This window comes from Candidatus Marithrix sp. Canyon 246 (assembly GCF_001723685.1).
Taxonomy (GTDB): Bacteria; Pseudomonadota; Gammaproteobacteria; order Beggiatoales; family Beggiatoaceae; genus Marithrix.
Genome location: NZ_MCBX01000009.1, coordinates 72,560 through 92,640 on the forward strand (window position 1 = coordinate 72,560; position 20,081 = coordinate 92,640).

Consider the following 20,081-nt stretch of genomic DNA (forward strand, 5'->3'; position numbering starts at 1 on the left):
CAAAAATGTAGGCTGGGTTAGATTTTTTTACGCAGTAAAAAAACGTAACCCAGCAAAGCGTGATAAATGCTGGGTTACGTTATTGAGCTACGCTCAAGAAGCTAACCCAGCCTACAATGATATAATTAAATCATGAAAATATTTGGCGACTGCAAGAACAGATCTGTTCCGGTGATGACTTTTTTTTTAGGAGATTTTTTTCCACACCAACCTATCAAACCCAACAGCAACCACACTAATTAATTGTAATTTAAAGACATTATCATATTTAGATTCCAATTCTGTTCGATAATCAAGCAATTGTTGTTTAGCCTGTTCTAATTTTTCCTGCACAGGTTCCAAGGCTTCCAATTTTGCCACAGTTAATTTCTTAACTTCTTCTCCGCTTAAACCAACTTCAGATAATTTCAAATATTTAAATTCCAGTAGAAAATTTTGCAAGCTGGTATGACGAAAATCTGGGCGAAGCAGTATTGTTAAATCAGTATAACGCCGTTTTACTGGCATTTCTGAATCCATCATATACCAGACATCATTAAAAAGTACTGTTAAAAAAGCCGTTTTAATAGTCAGTTCATTAGCATCTTTATAGTCACGATTATCAAATACCTTAAAATAACGCTGTGTCATAAAATCACAGATTGGTTGTAAATCGCTACTTTGGTAAAAATCCTTAGCCATTTGGCGGAGTGTTTCACGTTCTGTGTCTGATGGTAATAACATCTTAAACAGATGTTCAACATAAAGTTTTCTTACCACATTATTGGGTATTTTAAAACGTAATTCACGCAGTTCAGTTTTTCCATCCAAGGTTAAAATACCCAAATAATAAAGCAAAGAGATTATAAATTGATTGCTTTGATTGGTTTTTAACATTTCTTCAATACCAAAACGATTGGCAAGTAATGATAGAATCAAAGGCGGAGTTTTATTTAGTGCTTGCTTTAATATGCCTATTCCATTAGGCAAACGAGATAGATAAATGAGTTTGTTTAAATCCATTGTCAAATTTTCATCTAACATTTGACTAGGAAATTGGCAATTATGTTGTAAATATTTGAGACAATACAGTGCTAAAGTTGGATTATAAACCAATTCATTGCTCATATCGCTAAAACTATAACCATTATAAAAGGCTTGCATTATAAGAAGTGCATCTTTGACATCTTCTGGCTTAAGTCCACATTCTACAACGACTTTTTTCAAAACAGCTTCAAGTTCTGCTTGTTTAAATCCACATAAATCATTAAACTCTGGCTGAAAATAAATATTTTCGGCAACATTATAAGCTGTAGTCATATCACTCAACAAAATTGGAGACGCGCCAGTAATAAAAACTCGTTCCAAACCTAATCCACCACTGGCAGATTTAACTGTTCTGAACAGTGCTTTGACTAAACTTTCTGCGGATGTCAGTGTTTGATAGCGTTCTGGGTTGATTTCACCTCTTCCCATCATGACTTCATTGGCAAAATTATCATATTCGTCAATTAACAAGTAGAGGCGATAAGGAGTTTGTCGCACTGCACTTAACATGGAAAAAAACGAATCAATAGTATCTTCTTGATTAATTTGGATATATCCTTTAGGAAGCAAAGATTGATACTTGTCAGCAAAATCTTGAATACAGCGATTGATATAGTGATATAATCGCATTTCTATTTGTTGCGGTTCACCTTTTGGATTGACATTGGAAAAATCCCACTTCATCACTAAATATTGATTATGTAGAGGAGTAGGATTTTTACCAATCGCTAAATCACCAAACAATTTTTCAAATTCATCCGCTTTTGCTACATCGTAGTAATTCTCTAGCATTGACAAAAGTAAAGATTTACCAAATCGGCGTGGGCGTAGGAATAATAATTGATCACCAGCATCTTCAATCAGTCGAATGTGGTTGCTACGATCCACATAAAAATAATTGTTGGTGATAATTCTATAGAAATTGCTTATTCCATAAGGAAATTTTAACGGCATAAGGTGTTCTCTGTTGTTTTCAATGAAGCAGTTGGCTATAATGAATAGTTAGCTGGTAAAACTATTCATTATAGCCAACATAGCTATCTATCAGTACAATATATATTTCCAATTCAAATAATACATTGAATAATATTATGTCATTAAAAAAAATAATAGCAAATTTCTGCGTTTGAGATTGCTACTGCTTTTCAGCAAAGTTATGAGGAGGCTTTGGCTGGTATTAGTGCTGGCTTGAGTGGTAAGTCAAAATTAACTCAGTCTAAGTTGAGTCGTGAATTTTCTGCTCAGATTCAGTCTCATTATTTTAAATCTTTTGCCGCTCAACGCAATATTTGTTTAGATAATTTGCTATCGAATTTTGAGGTTTTATCTAAGCCAATTTTTCAGGATGATAATCAGAATCCTTTTTCTGTTAATAAGGATTTGGCAGTTTTAAATAATGAGTTATTTATTATGGCTGGTACAGTTTTGTCGTCAACTGGTAATACCACTGAAGCGGAAAAATTATTTGTACAAGCACGATATTTTAGTAAAAATGACGAAGAAAAAGCTTTAGCTTCATTTAATTTATTTTATTCGTTGTACTTAACGATACTTCTTACAACATTTAGTACAACGAATATTAGTTTTATATGGTGTAATTTAATGATTTCCTTAATATAACGTTGTTTTGACTCATCTTGCATTGCAATGGCTATTGAATAACTGATGTTACGCACTCCGATTCATGTCAATTTTATCATTTGCCCCTCAAAGGGGCAACTTATTAACTCATGTTACGCATTGTAGGTTGGGCTGACGAAAGGAAGCCCAACAATTTTCACAATTGTTCCATGACTCGTTGGGCTTCCTCTCGTCAGCCCAACCTACAGGATATATCACAGATAGAAGAGCTGTGCGTAACATCAGTTATTAATACATATCCTATGAAGCTTGACAAACAATCAATTTGCCTTGGCAGCTGACTTCAGTAAAATATCTTCTTAATATTGGTATATAGTCTAATATTTTCCAATTACGTTGCCAACATCCTTTTTTTGATATGCCGCTAACACCTGATTTATTACCTTCATAAACTGTAAAGTAGCAAGTTACTTGATAGCAACTACATAAAGCAATTAAATTACGCATTGCCTGCCCATCATCAATCACATTTAAGACATTATTACAAATAATAATGTCTGGATTACAAGCTAAGGCTTGAACGTTTTGTGCTTCTGAGCGGTTATATTTGTCATAAATATATAATTTCACTCCTAAACCAGTAGCATATATTTTATTAGAGTCATATTTACCACCTCCTATATCAAGAACAGTTAATCCTTTCAAATGTGGTAATAGTTTTTTTATTATTGGATTTATTTGATTCAGACTGGTTTTAGCACTGCTAATTTGTTGCATATTTTAGTTCCTAAAGGCTGTTACTTAATGTAAAGTCATCATATTTGTAGGGTGGGTAGAGCAAAGCGATACGAAGTCAGCGAAGCGAAACCCACCATTTTAGCTACTTTGGTGGGTTTCGCTTCGCTCTACCCACCCTACATTAAAGTCAATTAACTTCATACAAAGTAACACTATTCCTAAATGTAGTAATACTAACAAATTTAAATGTATTGTATCTTACAAAATAACCATATTTATTAAATAATAGTTTTATTTTTATATACTTAAACATTGGAGTTTTTTTTGCTAATAGCTGATATGTTTAGTATAGGAGATATAAATAATATGAAAATGGTAACGGCTATTATTAAGCCATTTAAACTTGATGATGTACGAGAAGCATTATCAGAAATTGATGTACAAGGTATTACTGTGACTGAAGTTAAAGGTTTTGGTCGTCAAAAGGGTCATACTGAAATCTATCGTGGTGCTGAGTATGTTGTAGATTTTTTACCAAAAGTCAAACTCGAAATTGCAATTAGTGCAGATATGCTTGACCAAGTAATTGAAGCTATTACTAAAGGTGCTAATACTAACAAAATCGGTGATGGAAAAATATTCGTATCAACAATTGAACAAGTAATTCGTATTCGTACAGGTGAAACTGGTAAGGAAGCATTATAATGAATTCAGGTGATACAGCTTGGATGCTGACTGCGACAGCATTAGTTTTATTCATGACAATCCCCGGTTTGTCTTTATTCTATGCCGGTATGGTAAGAAGTAAAAACGTCTTATCAGTATTAATGCAATGTTTTGCTATTACCGCGCTTATGACTATAATTTGGACATTATATGGTTATAGTTTAGCCTTTACTGATGGCGGTAGTATCAATGGTTTTATCGGTAGTTTAGATAAAGCATTTTTAGCAGGTGTTACAGTTGACAGTCTTCAAGGCACCATCCCTGAAACTGTGTTTATGACTTTTCAAATGACATTTGCAATTATTACACCCGCTTTAATAGTTGGCGCGTTTGCAGAACGTATGAAATTTTCAGCCATGTTAATCTTTATGGCTATTTGGGTATCAGTAGTTTATCTACCAATTTGTCACTGGGTTTGGGGCGGTGGTTGGCTTCATCAGTATGGAATTTTAGATTTTGCGGGCGGTACAGTTGTACATATTAATGCTGGTGTAGCAGGATTAGTTGCCGCTATCATGTTAGGAAAACGTAAAGGTTATCCACAAACACCAATGCCTCCACATAATTTAACATACACTATAATTGGTGCTGCAATGTTGTGGGTAGGTTGGTTTGGCTTTAATGCTGGCAGTCAATTAGCGGCTGATAATGTTGCAGGTATGGCAATGGCTGTAACTCAAATCGCCACTGCTGCTGCTGCTTTAGCTTGGATGTTCACTGAATGGGCATTACATGGCAAACCAAGCGTATTGGGTATAGCTTCTGGGGCAGTGGCTGGATTAGTAGCAATTACCCCTGCTGCTGGTGCGGTTGGTCCAATGGGTGCATTAGCTATTGGTGCAGCCGCTGGTGTAGGCTGTTTCTATACTGCAACTAGACTAAAACGCATATTTGGTTATGATGATTCTTTAGATGTATTTGGTGTTCATGCAGTTGGTGGTATTATTGGCGCAATTTTAACTGGTGTATTTGCTGCTACTGCTTTAGGCGGAGCTGGTTTTGGTGATGGTAATAGCAATATTGCAGAACAAGTTGCAGCTCAATTTATTGGCGTAATTGCAACCATTATATTTACTACTTTTATGACCATAATCATATTAAAAGTAATAGATATGATAATTGGCTTGCGTGTTGATGAAGAACAAGAAGCAGAAGGTTTGGATATTGCAGAACATGAAGAACGGGGTTATATTCTTTAGATAACAATATTGTTTGAACATGATTTTTTATAAATCATGTTCAAAACTGCTGTAATCTTGATTTTAAATAAAATGTAATAATTTTTACATGTGGCAAATTGAGACTTTTACGAAATTTTGTAGGTTGGGTTAGCTTTTTTTACGTAGTAAAAAAACGTAACCCAACAAGAATGTGGCATAAAATGTTGGGTTACGTTATCGCGCTATGCGCGATAAGCTAACCCAACCTACTTTACTGTTAGACATACCGCCGGGCGAACTTTTGTAGATGATAAATCGTCAAATGGAAAAGGTATTAAAACAACTTTGCCTTCAACCATTCTGATTCAGATATATCTATATTATCATCTTCTGTCGCCATTATAATAACGCGCACATGAGTAGAAGTAAGGGGAATTATGTCTTTCAGTAATAATTGATGTTCAGCATTAATAAAACCCGTTGTTTCAATTGTTTTTTTATTACTTGCATGTTTTATCTTTGTTGCAGATATTCAATGTAAAACTTAACCACAAAATTTACTTACTAAATATCAAAGTTTCAATATCTGTACTAATGCTATCGCCAGTGAACTGATCAAGAAGCCTACCACTAATTTCATATGATCCAATAGGCTCTGCACCTCTAAATATGTACTCAAAAACCTTTGTCTGAATATCATCTCCGGGCAATAAAGTAAGTCCAGTCAATGGTTTAATAAGAGATATTATAGAATTGTTAGGTAATTTCGCCCATATTTTTGCTGTAACTTTGCTAGGCTGACATGATGAATCTGAGCTAGCAGGAGCTTTTATATGACTATTAATAACGACTTTATCACCTGTTACACGATTATTGCTGTTGAGGATAATGTCAATGGATGGTTGGCAACCTTGGTAAAGTTGTTTGATTTCTGATTCGGAAAGGGCGCGGTTGTAGATGCGAAGCTCATCAAGCATATCATCACCTCTCAATGCTATAAGCATATCGCGTTCTACAGGCGAAACATATGTGAATTTATTTTGAATTATTGGCAAACCATTAACAAAAACATCAATATTTCCATTTTCATAAGTCAGTAAAATATGATGCCATTGTCTTTCATTCAGTTGATTCTCGCCATAATATAAGCTTATTCCTTTACCAGTATTATTAATATTATCAGATACATTAATTTCTGGATATTCATGTTGATGATAAGCCGAATGATTTCCACTGGATGTAGTAAAAATGAAACTGCGTTGATTTGGTTTTGTTGAGTGCCAAACCGATATGTTAGTATCACCATAAGTTTTATTATGATTAATAATAGCATTATTCCAGTAAGATATTGTAAAAAACTCTTGTTTAAATGGTTTTGAGACAGAAATTTGTTCTACATTGTAATTTTTTGTAGAAGTTATCCCCTGAGCAATTTTCCCATTTACATAATAAATGCTTGTATTTAAGTGAATCTGCGTATCATTCCCCGATTCATCCCTAGCATTCCCATCAAACGGATAATAAGCCACCAATCCATCATTCAAACCAGCCAAAACATTGCTGCTTAATGCAGCAAATAAGACCATAGCAGTTAAAAACTTTGATTTATTCATAAGTTTTCCTTTTAAAAAAAATTATATTTTATAATGATTCGAGTTATTGTCAAGCTTTTTCGTATTTATACATAAAAAATCATGTTAATCCTTTAATCCTTATAATCATGTTCAAAATTGCCTGTCTTGCTGCGCTTTATACTCCAATTAAGCCACATTCTTATACACAAATATCTAACTATTTGATTTTAAAGCCCTGAAGGGGCGATATAATATAGCCTAGGGCAACGCCCTAGGTCTTGATATTATTTTATGTAAGCCCTGAAGGGGCGTATTAAAAACATAATTGTTTCGCCCCTTCAGGGCTTACATATAATATACATAATACCTAGTTTCGAGGCAAATGTTTTTTTTCAAAAAACTTTTGCCTCGAAAGTTGCCCTAGGCTGTATTATACCGCCCCTTCAGGGCTTGTAAATCAAAGACTTAACTACTTGTGTATAAGGCTGTGAGTTAAGCTGGGCAATTCTTTATGATTACAATATCATTCAAACGCTCAACCAAATACAAAGGCAAAGAAATTAAATCATAAACAATTTCTTTACGCTGTTTACCAATATTAATAGTGGTTTTGATATGATTGGTTATTGGTAAACTAGCATCAAATCTAATCGCCACTGGTGCTTGTTTGGTTCCCATAAACTGATGTAAAGATTTTAAGCTACCAGTTGCTCCTGATTTAATTTCAATTGGAATAATATTCCCATCTAAAGCAATCACATAATCCACTTCTGCATTCGATGATCGCCCTTCACGTAACCAATAAGTTAATTCTCGATTTGGAGTTTCACTAAGTGATGCTTGTAAGTGTTGCCCAATAAATTGTTCGGCTATTGCTCCTTCATTGATCAGTTTCATGTCATCAACTTGTGAAATATTACGCCAGTTTAAGCCACAAATAGCATTCATCAATCCGACATCAAGAAATAGCAGCTTATAAACTTTTTCTTCAATATCTGCCTGTAATGGCAAACCACTGCAATGGCTATGAACAACCTTGCTGATAACTCGTGCCATTGTGAGTAATTCAAGATCTTTTTTGATGATAAAGCTTTGATCCAACCTTGAAATATTAGAATATTTAACCTTTATTCCAACATTACGAGCGGCAAAGTTAAATACATTAAGCATACGGTTTAAGTTTCTTGAACCAGCATATTTAGGAAAATCTTCACGATAGGTTTCGATAATTGAATTATGAACATCACTCACTTGGCGATAACTACGAGTATCCGCAAAAATAGCCACAGCCTCTGGCATACCACCTACAAAATAGTAACAACGTAATAATTGCAATAAACGTTGATGTATAATAACGCCAATTTCTTGACCGAACTCATAGTTTTTAATAAAGTTATATAACTTATTTTCACCTAAAGCAAGTATAAATTCTGTAAAAGTCATAGGTCCTATATGTAGATATTGAATTCTTCCTACAGGCATTGAAAAATTATGTTCGGATAAAGCAAATTCTAACAATGAACCTGCACTAATCACTGGAAGATCTGCTCGATCTTCATAAAAATAACGCAGGGCTGGAATGGCTTCAGGAACGGCTTGAATTTCATCAAGAAACAGAAGCATATCATTACTGATTTTACCCATACGCGGCAAAGCTTCAATCTGTTGAAGGATTTGTTCAGGTTCTTTGCTAAAAAAAACCTTAGAAAGTTCAGGATAACGCTCTAAATTAACATTGAACAAATTTTGCTGATGCTGTTCAGCAAATAATTCAACTAATGTAGATTTCCCGACTTGTCTAGCACCACGAATAATAAGTGGTTTTCGATTTTTGTTGTGTAACCACTTGTATAAAAATTCTAATTGTTGACGTTGCATTAAGATACCTGAATAAAACACACCCATAAAATCATACAGCAATTATTATTTTAGGGGTGTGTTTTCAGTGGGTCATACTGAAATCTACCGCGCTTATGACTGTAATTTGGACATTTCAAATGACATTCGCAATTATAACACCGGCTTTAATGGTAGGCGCGTTCGCAGAACGTATGAAATTTTCCGCCATGTTAATTTTTATGGCAATGGCATTAGATGTATTTGGAGTTCATGCAGTTGGTGGAATTATTGGTGCAATTTTAACAGGTGTATTTGCAGCAACTGTTTTAGGCGGAGCAGGTTTTGGTGATGGTAATAGTAATATTGCAGAACAAGTAACAGCTCAATTTATTGGCGTAATTGCCACCATAATATTTACTACAGTTATGACTTTTATAATACTAAAAGTAATAGATATAATGATTGGCTTGCGTGTTGATGAAGAACAAGAAACAGAAGGTTTGGATATTACACAACATGAAGAACGGGGTTATATTCTTTAGATAACAATATTGTTTGAACATGATTTTTTATAAATCATGTTCAAAATTGCTGTCTTAAATTATTTACTGAATATCAAAGTTTCAATATCTGTACTAATGCTATCGCCAGTGAACTGATCAAGAAGCCTACCACTAATTTCATATGATCCAATAGACTCAGCACCTCTAAATATGTACTCAAAAATCTTTGTTTGAATATCATTTCCGGGCAATAAAGTAAATCCTGTCGGTTTAATAAGAGATATTATAGAATTGTTAGGTAATTTAGCCCATATTTTTGCTGTAACTTTGCTAGACTGACATGATGAATCTAAGCTAGCAGGAGCTTTTATATGACTATTAATAACCACTTTATCACCTGTTACACGATTATTGCTGTTGAGGATAATGTCAATGGATGGTTGGCAACCTTGGTAAAGTTGTTTGATTTCGGATTCGGAGAGAGCGCGGTTGTAGATGCGGATGTCGTCAATTATGCCTTGGAAATATCTATTACCATAACCTTCATAGCCAATATACAGTTTTGGCATATCAGATAAGTCGCTATATGATGTTGATTTTTCACTTCCTTTTTGTCCATTTACATAAAATGTGATTTTGTTGGTGTTGTTATTTAAAACATCCATAATTACTACTATATGATACCATATATTGTTTTCAATTATGTGTGAATTTAAAAATGTTGCAAACTCATGTTGAGAGCCATGTGCAAGTTCAAGTCGTAACTTATTACCAATGCTATTAAACATCAATGTATATCCGAACCAATCATTTCCTACTAACCCTGCATATGGTTTATTAGTTTCCTTTTTTATCCAAGTTGTAATAGTTAGGCGATGATCAATATTTAAGCTATCACTATTTGCTACCAAAATATGATCGATTGCCGCTTAATGCAGCAGATAAGACTATAGCAGTTAAAAACTTTGATTTATTCATAAGTTTTCCTTTTAAAAAAATTTATATTTTATAATGATTCGAGTTATTGTCAAGCTTTTTGGTATTTATACATAAAAAATCATGTAAATCCTTTAATCCTTATAATCATGTTCAAAAAATTAGGTTTGTGATAATATCACCAATATATCACTGTAGATGCTTGGTTTGAAAAATCAGAATTTGAAATTCCTAAATTAGTCAAAAGAGTCTATATAAAAAATATTGATTAATATGTATTAATCATATATATTAATAATATTAAATTCCAATTTGATCCAGAAAAAGCATATGGTCTCTTTTGCAGATGCCGAAGCTGTTTTTTATGATTCTTTGGCGATACACCAAGAAGATCATTATTCGGAAGGTGAAGAAAGGTTTATAACTATAGGTATGGGAAGCACTAACAAACTGATTGTAGTTATTTATACATTTCGTGACGATGAAATCAGGGTAATTTATGCTCGTCATGCAACACGTCAAGAGAAAAGAGAATATGAAAGCGGAATATGATTTTTCACAAGCTAAGCGAGGTGCTTTAATTTCTTCCAAAGGCAAAACTCGTATTACAATTTATGTTGATAATGAAATTATTGAAGAATTTCGTTCAAGAGCAGAAGAAGCAGGAACAGGTTATCAAACAATTATGAATAATGCTCTAAAAGAATATCTAAATAAGAAGCTTGAAAAGCCAGTAACAGAATCTACCTTACGCCGCGTTCTTTATGAAGAATTTCCAAAAATCATACAATTGACAAAGTAATCTCAGGCGCATAGAACGCGCCTAATTGTCTAATTTGACACTGTAACAAAGGAACCAAAATGGCTACTCCACGACAAAATTTACATCACATTTATCAACAGGCTTTGCAGGCTGTTGCAGGAGATCGTGCTGTAGCTAAACACCTGCACAACAACAAACTAACGGGTTTGTGGTATCTGATAGCCATCGGTAAAGCTGCTGCTGCTATGACTCAAGGTGCATTAGCAGAATTGCAGCTTATACGTGGTTTAGTTATCAGTAAGCATCATCATATTGATGCTGCCTTGTATGAGGATACACGTTTAAATTGTATTGAATCCAATCATCCTGTGCCGGGAGATGCTAGCTTTGAAGCTGGTGAAGCATTAATTAATTTTATTAATCAGCTACCTGATGATGCTCAATGCTTATTTTTGATTTCAGGTGGCACATCAAGCTTAGTCGAAGTTCTTGCACCAAATTGTACAAAAAGCGATATGCAAGAACTTACAGAGCATTTACTTGCCAACGCTTATTCAATTCAGCAAATCAATGCAAAGCGGCAAAAATTATCACGCATCAAAGGTGGTGGTTTATGGCAATTTTTGCAACAACGTAAAGTTCACGCGCTGTTGATTTCAGATGTACCTAATGATGATCCGGCTATTATTGGTTCAGGATTATTGTTTCCAAGCGATACCGCAGCATTTTTCACTTGGCAAATTTGTGCATCTTCAACCATAGCTTGCCAAGCCGCAGCACAAGCCGCTAAAGAATTAGGTTATTCTGTATTTCTGCAAACCCAATTTCTTGAATGTGACGCTGTTGAAGCCGGCAATTTGATAGCCGATACTTTAAAACAAGCAGCACCCGGTATTTATATATGGGGTGCAGAAACTACGGTACAGTTACCAACAAATTCTGGCAAAGGTGGGCGTAATCAACATCTAGCCTTAGCCGCTGCAATCGCTATCGAAAATCAGCCACAGCTTTATATATTAGCCGCTGCAACTGATGGCACAGATGGTTTAACTGATGATGCCGGCGGATTAGTCGATGGGCAAACCGTAGCACGTGGGCGATTAAAAGGTTTTGATCCAACAGCAGAACTAGCCAACGCGAATTCCAATATATTTTTAGCTGCCAGTGGTGATTTACTGCATACTGGCGTGACTGGAACTAATGTTATGGATTTTATTATTGCTATTAAGTTATAATTTACCGTTTTCATGTAATAACAAGAGTAAAATATTATGAAAATGGTAACAGCTATTATTAAGCCATTTAAACTTGATGATGTACGAGAAGCACTATCTGAAATTGGTGTTCAAGGAATTACTGTCACAGAAGTCAAGGGATTTGGTCGTCAAAAAGGTCATACCGAATTATATCGCGGCGCAGAATATGTCGTCGATTTCCTACCTAAAGTCAAACTTGAAATTGCTGTCAGCAAGGATCTTGTAGATAAAGTTATTGATGCTATCACTAGTGGTGCTAATACCAATAAAATTGGTGATGGAAAAATATTTGTGTCTGAACTTGAACAAGTTGTGCGTATTCGTACTGGTGAAACTGGTAGAGACGCATTATGAATTCAGCAAATACCGCTTGGATACTGACAGCAACAGCATTAGTATTATTTATGACAATTCCGGGCTTGTCATTATTTTATGCCGGTATTGTTCGTAGTAAAAACGTATTATCAGTTTTAATGCAATGTTTTGCTATCACCTGTATGGTTTCTATTTTATGGTTGATATATGCTTATAGTCTTGCTTTTAGTGAAGGTAATGCTTTGGTTGGAGATTTAAGCAAAATGTTTATGGCTGACATGAGCGAAGACTCTTTGACTGGTGATATTCCAGAAAGCCTATTTGCAATGTTCCAATTAACTTTTGCTATTATTACTCCAGCACTTATAGTTGGTGCCTTTGCTGAACGTATGAAATTTTCTGCAATGTTAATATTTAGTGCTTTATGGCTTACTTTCGTTTACGCGCCAATTACTCATTGGGTATGGGGTGGCGGCTGGCTACAACAAATGGGTTTATTAGACTTTGCAGGTGGAACAGTAGTACATGTTACAGCTGGTGCAGCAGCTTTAGTCGCAGCTATGTTTATCGGTAAACGTCGAGGTTTTCCACAAACTCCAATGCCACCACACAATTTAACCATGACTGTAACAGGAGCAGGAATGTTATGGGTTGGATGGTTTGGTTTTAATGCTGGTAGTGCCTTAGCAGCAAATGGCGATGCTGCTATGGCGATGCTAGTAACACACATTTCAGCGGCAACAGGCGCGATGACATGGATGTTTTTAGAATGGATAAAATATGGCAAACCAAGTGTCTTAGGTATAGTAACAGGTATGGTAGCAGGTTTAGGTACCATAACTCCAGCATCAGGTTTTGTAGGACCAGCGGGCGCATTAATTATTGGTTTTTCGGCAGGAATATTATGCTTCGGAGCCACTAACTACCTCAAGCGCGTTCTAAAAATAGACGATTCATTAGATGTATTTCCAGTGCATGGAGTAGGTGGTATTTTAGGAACATTACTAGTTGGTATTTTTGCATCCAGTCAACTAGGAATATTTAGTGGTCAAGGTTTAGCAGAAGGAGTAACTATAAGTCAACAACTATGGGTTCAATTTATTGGAGTCAGTTCAACATTTATTTATACAGCTATAGTAACACTGATATTACTAAAAGTAATAGACATGGTAATAGGTGTACGTGTAAATGAAGACGAAGAAATAGAAGGCTTAGATGTTACACAACATGAAGAACGTGGTTATATAATATAATTGCACATAAAATCAATAAACCTCAAATTTTTTTTAAATACCATGAAACTAGGAATTGACAATTTTCTTGAAAATCAAGATATTCAAGCCTTACTTGAAGGTCATCGTGTTGCCTTGCTAGGACATTCTGCTTCTTTAACTAGTGAATGTCGCCATAGCCTTGACGCTTTAATGGAGTGTCCAAAAATTAATGTAGTCTCAGCCTTTGGTCCACAGCATGGAATGCGAGGGGATAAGCAAGATAATATGATAGAAACTGATGATTATATTGATCCAAAATATGGAATACCAATTTTCAGTTTATACGGCGAAGTTAGATATCCTACTACAGAAATGATGGATACATTCGATGTTATTCTTGTGGATCTTCAAGACATTGGCACCCGAATCTATACTTATGTAACAACGCTGTTTTATATGTTGGAAGCATGTGCTAAAAATGAAAAAACTATTTGGATTCTTGATCGTCCAAATCCAGCAGGACGACCGATTGAAGGCACTATTCTTGAAGAAGATTGGGAAAGTTTTGTAGGTGCAGCTCCGTTGATTATGAGGCATGGTCTAACTTTTGGGGAGCTTGCTAAATGGTTTGTTGACTGGAAAAAACTGGATTTAGAGTTTAAAGTTATAGCAATGACTGATTATAATCCAGACACTGGATGGCCAGCTTTTGAACTTTCATGGGTTAATCCAAGTCCGAATGCAGCGAGTCTCAATATGACTCGCTGCTTCCCCGGCACAGTGCTATTTGAAGCGACTACCTTATCAGAAGGGCGAGGCACAACAACTGCATTGGAAGTGATTGGCGCACCTGATATTGATTTTGATTTAATACTAAACCGAATGAATTCATTAGAATCTAAATGGTTAAAAGCTTGCATCATTAGACGCTGCTATTTTGAACCTACTTTTCACAAACATGTAGGTAAAATGTGTTCAGGAATACAAATCCATACTGATAATCCTTCATATAAACATCAACAATTCCAACCTTACCGACTAGCCGCGCTTCTACTAAAAGCTATTCGCTTAGAATATCCCGATTATGAAATTTGGCGTAAATTTGCTTATGAATATGAAACAGAAAAACTAGCGATTGATTTATTAACTGGAGGCACATTTTTGCGAGAATTCGTGGACGATCCCAATATTACTCCAGCGGAATTTGATCAGCGATTAAGAAAGGATGAACAACAATGGGCTAAAATTCGGCAAGCTTATTTGTTGTATTAATAAAGGTCAAATATTTGATTAATATTGTAGCTTGTAATCTCATTACTTGTTATTATATAGGCTGTACTTTCTTTTAATAATATATCGAGGTAGTAATTATGGGTTTGTTTGATAACATGAATAAAAATACTCAAACAGTTGGGTATAGTAATCAGGATGCTTTTGAAGAACAAGCATTGTCAAGTATAGAAGCTAATAAGTTAATTCGCAATACATATACATTATTGTCCATGACTTTATTTTTCACCGCAATCACTGCTGGTATTGCAATGGTGATGAAAATGCCACCATTAGGTTTGATAATTACCTTGGTTGGTTATTTTGGCTTACTGTTTTTAACTTCAAAATTACAAAATAGTATTTGGGGCTTAGCGTCAGTTTTTGCCTTGACTGGTTTTATGGGTTTAACCTTGGGACCAATTTTGAGCATGTATTTAACTAAGTTTAGTAATGGTTCTGAGTTAATTATGATGGCATTTGCTTCCACAGCAACTATATTTTTAGGCTTATCTGCTTATGCTTTAACTACTCGTAAGGATTTTAGTTTCTTAGGTGGATTCTTAGCTGTAGGTATTTTAGTTGCCTTTTTAGCAGGTATTGGTGCGATGGTATTTAATATACCAGCATTATCTTTAGCTGTATCAGGCGTATTTGTTCTATTAATGTCAGGTTTAATTTTATATCAAACTAGTGACATGGTAAATGGGCGTGAAACTAACTATATTATGGCAACAGTAACTTTATATGTAAGTATATTTAATTTATTTATAAGTTTACTGCAAATATTTGGTTTAATGGGTGAAGATTAAACACAATCCATAATAATGAAAAAAACAATAGTTTTTCTTGGGCTAATATTCTCTATATTAGCCTTTTTTTTGGGTTATGCACTCAATACTTCGCAATCCCCAAATACTACAAATACTACTAGTAAGCAAACATTTCATTGGAAACTAGTCACTACATGGCCGCCTAATTTCCCTATTTTTCAAACTGGAATAGAAAAATTTGCAAAAGATATAGAATTAATGAGTGATGGACACTTAAAAATACAAGTCTTTGCAGGTGGAGAATTAGTACCAGCTTTACAAACATTTGATGCAGTTTCTCAAGGAGCTATTCAAATGGGGCATGGTGCGAGCTATTATTGGGCAGGTAAAGTTCCAGCAGTTCAATTTATGAGTGCTGTACCATTTGGTATGACTGCTAAGGGTATGAACGCATGGTTATATTATGGCGATGGTTTAAAGCTATGGCGTGAAATGTATGAACCTTTTAATCTAATTCCGTTTCCAACTGGCAATTCAGGTGTACAAATGGGAGGCTGGTTTAAAAAGAAAATTGCAAGCGTAGCCGACTTAAAAGGATTAAAAATGCGTATTCCCGGTTTAGGTGGTAAAGTCTTAGCCAAGGCTGGTGGAACTCCGATTTTATTATCAGGAGGAGAACTTTATACTGCTTTAGAACGTGGAATTATTGATGCTACAGAATGGGCTGGACCATATCATGATAAGCGTTTAGGCTTATATCGCGCTGCTAAATATTATTACTATCCCGGCTGGCATGAACCGGGTACGACTTTAGAATTAATTATTAATCGTACAGCTTGGAAAACTTTGCCAGAATATTTACAGAAAATAGTTGAAATAGCGGCTACTGCGCTAAATCAAAAAATGTTTGCAGAGTTTGAAGCTTTAAATATCAAAGCATTACGAGAATTACAAGAAAAATATCATGTTAAGGTATTAGAATTTCCCCCAGAAGTAATAAACAAACTGAAACAACTGACAGTTGAGACTTTAGATGAAGAAGCGGCTAAAAACGCAGACTTTAAAAAAGTCTATGAGGCATATAAGCAATTTCAAAATGATAATCGGGCTTGGAATGCTATCTCAGATGATGCTTATAGTAAGGCGTTGAATCTATCAAAATAAATTAAATATTTAACAGTTTATATGACCAATTCCTCACATCGGTGAGGAATGGCTCAGACTATTATACACATTTTTCAAATGGACTTATAATAGTCAATCTGTTTTCTATAAGTTGATTGTGTTGCATGTCTTCAGAATATACTATGTTGCATTCATTTTCTAATGCAGTAGAAACAATAATAGAGTCGTAGTAAGACAAATTATATTTTTCCCTAATATTAGAAGCATGTACAAAAATTGTTTGTGTTAATTCTGCAACAATGTGTTTTTTATATAAACTATCAACAACTTTTACAATTTCGTTTTCATTAAATTTAAACTTATATAAAAGATTCTTGCTTACTTCATTTACAACCTGCACACTAATACAACTAGGGTTTAAAACTATTTTTTTTGCAACTTGTTGTTTATCCTTATTCTTATCTGAAAAAGCATAAAGAAAAATATTTGAATCAATAAAAATTCTATCTTTCATTCGCTTCATCTCTTGAGAAAAAATTAACCTCAGCAGGTATATGTCTAGGATTACTTGTTAATTCTTCAATGAAATCAATTTCATGATGGTTTTTCATCTCAAATTGATTTATGACTTCTTTTCTTGAAAAAATTATTACCTCTATTTCATGGTTTATATATTCTGGAGGTATTGCAATTTGAAAAGTATTATTTTTCGGTCTTATTTTCTGGATTATCATTTTTAATACACTCACTTGTTAATTTAATTAATGTGTTATTATATCAAATTTTATGCAGTGGCAAGTCGTGAAATATTGTTCCTTTTTTCACAAACATCTTCAATTAAAACTTCAGTTTAACTTATAATCTCAAGCGCAGCCCTACTTGTCTCTTCATTTTCCACAATAATATTCTTAATACCTAATTGTTTAATATCTTCTTTTTCAGAGAAGCTATGAACTTTAACAATAATTTTATTACTATCTATATGTCTGGTAATAATATAACACACATAATATAACTTTTTAGGATTGTCAATTGCTACAATAACGCTTTTTGCCTCTTTTATATTAAGATGATTTAATATTGCTTTATTGGTAGCATTGCCAAAAATTACAGGTTCACCCTCATTATGCCCTATATGAAAATGATCAATATTATTTTCCACAGCTATATATAACTGGTTATTTTCCTTTAAAGTTTTCGCAATAGAATGACCAAATTCACCAAAGCCTAATATAACAGTATGATTTTTTGGTAAAACACTATCAACATTATGCTCAGGAGTTTTACAAAAACCGATGAATTTATCTGCTAAATCTGTTAGATGATTAAGAATAAATGGTGTGATTATCATTGATAGCACTATTACCATAATCATAACTTGCCCATAAGCTGGAACAATTAAATCATTATTACGGGCAAGCTCTAAGATTGCAAGCGAAAACTCACCAATTTGCACCAAACTCAATGCTGTTTTGAAACTCGTTTTTTTATTGTCATTTAAACGCACAATAGCAAAAATAATAATAAACTTTAAAATCATCACAGCAATTAACAGCAAAACAATAATATGCAAATAATCAAAAAGAATATCAAACTTAATTTGCATACCAACAGTGATAAAAAACACTCCCAACAGCAAATCCCTAAATGGCACCAACTCTTCCTCTGCTTGATGTTTGTATTTAGTTTCAGCAATTAACATCCCAGCAATAAAAGCCCCAAGTGAGTAAGAAAAACCAAGAGCATGTGCCAAATATGAGGCACCAATTGCTAGAAATAAAATGGTTCCTACAAATAAATCATCGGCTCTAGTTTCAACAACTTGAGTTAAAAATGGCTCTAATAAATATTTACCCATTAGCCATAATAATAACAATAATACAGTGGCACTAATTAGCATATTTACTAACACTACGCTGATTTCGTTATTATTATTACTCATAAAACTAATGATTAGCAAAATTGGAATAACTGCAATATCTTGCATAATCAAAATACCCAAACTACGTTTGCCATGACGCTTGTTTATTTCACCGGTTTCGTTAAAGGTTTTTAACACTATAGCAGTTGATGAGAGAGCAACCGCAAGTGAAATAATCAGCGATACCTTACTATTAATAGCAAAAATATAAGAAGCTATGAGATAAACAGCTAAAACAGTTAATAAAATTTGCAAAGAACCGGCTACAAAAACCTCATAACGCATTTTTTTCAGATGTTCAATAGAAAATTCCAAACCTATAGTAAACATCAAAAAAACCACGCCAAATTCTGCTATTTCTTTTAGACTGTGATTATTAACAGCATTATGTAAATCAAAACCATAAGCTATAATTGTACCTGTAAAAATATAACCAATAATTGTTGGTAGGTGAATTTTTTTTAATATAACATTAATAATTAATGTTATTAGCAATGTGGCGACTATTATATTAAGCATTGTGTTTATTTTTTTGTGTGATCTTGATTCATTTTATCATAAATCTAAAAGTAGTTTTATCATGTTATAATCATTTAATGATATTACAAGTAGCAGTTAATAAACCTCTATATACTCTCTTTGATTATTTACCACCAAAAGGTGTTGATATAAGTCAATTATCTCTCGGAATACGTGTGCGTGTGCCGTTTGGAAGATTAAAATTAGTCGGAATTTTGCTTGCTATTACTGATAGTTCTAATGTACCAACTAATAAATTAAAAGCCGCTGAGGAAATATTAGATACTACTCCTTTGTTATCTGAACAGAATCTGAAATTGTTACATTGGGTGGCTCATTATTATCATCATCCTATTGGTGAAGTGATTGCAGCGTCTTTGCCTTCTGCTTTGTTGAAAAAGGGTGTAGCTGCTGAGATTAAGAAGTTTCCTGAACGGAATTTAACTGAGAAAACTAATCCATTGCAATTAAATTCTGCGCAGGCAAAGGTTGTGGAACAAGTTAAAAATAACTTGGAACAGTTTTATCCTTGCTTATTAGATGGTGTTACTGGTAGCGGTAAAACTGAGGTTTATTTACAGATTATTCAAAAGGTGCTTGAGCAAGGTAAACAGGCTTTAGTTTTGGTACCAGAAATCAATCTAACTCCACAAATTATTCAACGTTTTGAACAGGCTTGTGCGGTACCGATTGCGGTATGGCATTCTAAATTAACTGCTAAACAGCGGCTGGATACTTGGTTATTGGCTCGTGAAGGTTTAGTCTCGATTATTATTGGAACACGTTCTGCTGTATGGATACCATTATCTAATATCGGTGTTTTTATTGTTGATGAAGAACATG

General features: G+C 34.2%; 21 protein-coding genes. 13 read left to right on the forward strand and 8 right to left on the reverse strand.

Features of this window, described 5'->3' with window-relative positions:
- Positions 1–186: 186 nt before the first annotated feature.
- Complete coding sequence (locus BHU68_RS07510) at positions 187–1,980, reverse strand: AAA family ATPase (RefSeq protein ID WP_069471498.1); 1,794 nt, start codon at positions 1,978–1,980, stop codon at positions 187–189.
- A 213-nt stretch (positions 1,981–2,193) separates the two neighbouring features.
- Between BHU68_RS07510 and BHU68_RS07515 the strand changes: the two genes are divergently transcribed.
- Complete coding sequence (locus BHU68_RS07515) at positions 2,194–2,646, forward strand: hypothetical protein (protein WP_069471497.1); 453 nt, start codon at positions 2,194–2,196, stop codon at positions 2,644–2,646.
- 261 nt (positions 2,647–2,907) lie between these two features.
- Here BHU68_RS07515 and BHU68_RS07520 read toward each other — a convergent pair whose 3' ends face one another.
- A complete protein-coding gene (locus BHU68_RS07520; protein WP_069471496.1) occupies positions 2,908–3,384 on the reverse strand; it encodes a hypothetical protein in 477 nt (158 codons plus the stop codon).
- Between the two features lie 327 nt (positions 3,385–3,711).
- Here BHU68_RS07520 and BHU68_RS07525 point away from each other — a divergent pair, with 327 nt between their 5' ends.
- Positions 3,712–4,050, forward strand: a complete 339-nt coding sequence (locus tag BHU68_RS07525; RefSeq protein WP_069471495.1) for a P-II family nitrogen regulator — start codon at positions 3,712–3,714, stop codon at positions 4,048–4,050.
- Positions 4,050–5,270 (forward strand): ammonium transporter, encoded by a 1,221-nt coding sequence (locus BHU68_RS07530; protein WP_069471494.1) that lies wholly within the window; start codon positions 4,050–4,052, stop codon positions 5,268–5,270. The genes BHU68_RS07525 and BHU68_RS07530 overlap by 1 nt, the downstream gene beginning before the upstream one ends.
- Before the next feature lie 518 nt (positions 5,271–5,788).
- Here the strand turns inward: BHU68_RS07530 and BHU68_RS07535 are convergent.
- Both BHU68_RS07535 and BHU68_RS07540 read right to left on the reverse strand, forming a co-directional pair.
- Positions 5,789–6,844 (reverse strand): LamG domain-containing protein, encoded by a 1,056-nt coding sequence (locus BHU68_RS07535; RefSeq protein ID WP_069471493.1) that lies wholly within the window; start codon positions 6,842–6,844, stop codon positions 5,789–5,791.
- 453 nt (positions 6,845–7,297) lie between these two features.
- Positions 7,298–8,683: an ATP-binding protein gene (locus BHU68_RS07540; protein WP_069471492.1), complete on the reverse strand. Its 1,386-nt coding sequence runs from the start codon at positions 8,681–8,683 to the stop codon at positions 7,298–7,300.
- Positions 8,684–8,778: 95 nt separating this feature from the next.
- On the opposite strand from BHU68_RS07540, the gene BHU68_RS07545 reads away from it, so the two are divergent.
- A complete protein-coding gene (locus tag BHU68_RS07545) occupies positions 8,779–9,186 on the forward strand; it encodes a hypothetical protein (protein ID WP_083234981.1) in 408 nt (135 codons plus the stop codon).
- Positions 9,187–9,245: 59 nt separating this feature from the next.
- Here the strand turns inward: BHU68_RS07545 and BHU68_RS07550 are convergent, their stop codons facing one another.
- Entirely contained in the window at positions 9,246–10,058 is an 813-nt protein-coding gene (locus BHU68_RS07550; protein WP_069471490.1) for a LamG domain-containing protein, read from the reverse strand.
- Between the two features lie 355 nt (positions 10,059–10,413).
- On the opposite strand from BHU68_RS07550, the gene BHU68_RS07555 reads away from it, so the two are divergent.
- From BHU68_RS07555 to BHU68_RS07590, 8 genes are all read left to right on the forward strand, one after another.
- Positions 10,414–10,635, forward strand: a complete 222-nt coding sequence (locus tag BHU68_RS07555; RefSeq protein WP_069471489.1) for a BrnT family toxin — start codon at positions 10,414–10,416, stop codon at positions 10,633–10,635.
- Positions 10,619–10,885 (forward strand): BrnA antitoxin family protein, encoded by a 267-nt coding sequence (locus BHU68_RS07560; protein ID WP_069471488.1) that lies wholly within the window; start codon positions 10,619–10,621, stop codon positions 10,883–10,885. The genes BHU68_RS07555 and BHU68_RS07560 overlap by 17 nt, the downstream gene beginning before the upstream one ends.
- Positions 10,886–10,944: 59 nt before the next feature.
- Complete coding sequence (locus BHU68_RS07565; RefSeq protein WP_069471487.1) at positions 10,945–12,081, forward strand: glycerate kinase type-2 family protein; 1,137 nt, start codon at positions 10,945–10,947, stop codon at positions 12,079–12,081.
- A 36-nt stretch (positions 12,082–12,117) separates the two neighbouring features.
- Positions 12,118–12,456, forward strand: coding sequence for a P-II family nitrogen regulator (gene glnK / locus BHU68_RS07570; protein ID WP_069471486.1), 339 nt, complete (start codon positions 12,118–12,120; stop codon positions 12,454–12,456).
- A complete protein-coding gene (locus tag BHU68_RS07575; protein WP_083234120.1) occupies positions 12,453–13,670 on the forward strand; it encodes an ammonium transporter in 1,218 nt (405 codons plus the stop codon). Before glnK ends, BHU68_RS07575 begins: the two co-directional genes overlap by 4 nt.
- 42 nt (positions 13,671–13,712) lie before the next feature.
- The gene (locus BHU68_RS07580) at positions 13,713–14,903 is read left to right on the forward strand and encodes an exo-beta-N-acetylmuramidase NamZ family protein (protein ID WP_069471484.1); all 1,191 of its coding nucleotides are present in this window, start codon (positions 13,713–13,715) and stop codon (positions 14,901–14,903) included.
- 98 nt (positions 14,904–15,001) lie between these two features.
- Positions 15,002–15,712, forward strand: a complete 711-nt coding sequence (locus tag BHU68_RS07585; RefSeq protein WP_253180998.1) for a Bax inhibitor-1/YccA family protein — start codon at positions 15,002–15,004, stop codon at positions 15,710–15,712.
- 15 nt (positions 15,713–15,727) lie between these two features.
- Positions 15,728–16,837 carry a TRAP transporter substrate-binding protein gene (locus BHU68_RS07590; RefSeq protein WP_069471483.1) on the forward strand — a complete coding sequence of 370 codons (1,110 nt, stop codon included), beginning with the start codon at positions 15,728–15,730 and terminating at the stop codon, positions 16,835–16,837.
- A gap of 61 nt (positions 16,838–16,898) precedes the next feature.
- On the opposite strand, the gene BHU68_RS07595 is transcribed toward BHU68_RS07590, so the two are convergent.
- The 3 genes from BHU68_RS07595 to BHU68_RS07605 form a co-directional block, all read right to left on the reverse strand.
- Complete coding sequence (locus BHU68_RS07595; RefSeq protein WP_083234121.1) at positions 16,899–17,312, reverse strand: PIN domain-containing protein; 414 nt, start codon at positions 17,310–17,312, stop codon at positions 16,899–16,901.
- The gene (locus tag BHU68_RS07600; RefSeq protein ID WP_141699960.1) at positions 17,302–17,547 is read right to left on the reverse strand and encodes a hypothetical protein; all 246 of its coding nucleotides are present in this window, start codon (positions 17,545–17,547) and stop codon (positions 17,302–17,304) included. Before BHU68_RS07600 ends, BHU68_RS07595 begins: the two co-directional genes overlap by 11 nt.
- Before the next feature lie 101 nt (positions 17,548–17,648).
- The gene (locus tag BHU68_RS07605) at positions 17,649–19,238 is read right to left on the reverse strand and encodes a cation:proton antiporter (protein ID WP_083234122.1); all 1,590 of its coding nucleotides are present in this window, start codon (positions 19,236–19,238) and stop codon (positions 17,649–17,651) included.
- Positions 19,239–19,315: 77 nt separating this feature from the next.
- Here BHU68_RS07605 and BHU68_RS07610 point away from each other — a divergent pair.
- Positions 19,316–20,081 (forward strand): DEAD/DEAH box helicase (locus BHU68_RS07610; RefSeq protein ID WP_141700072.1); only part of this gene is annotated, 766 nt, incomplete at its 3' end.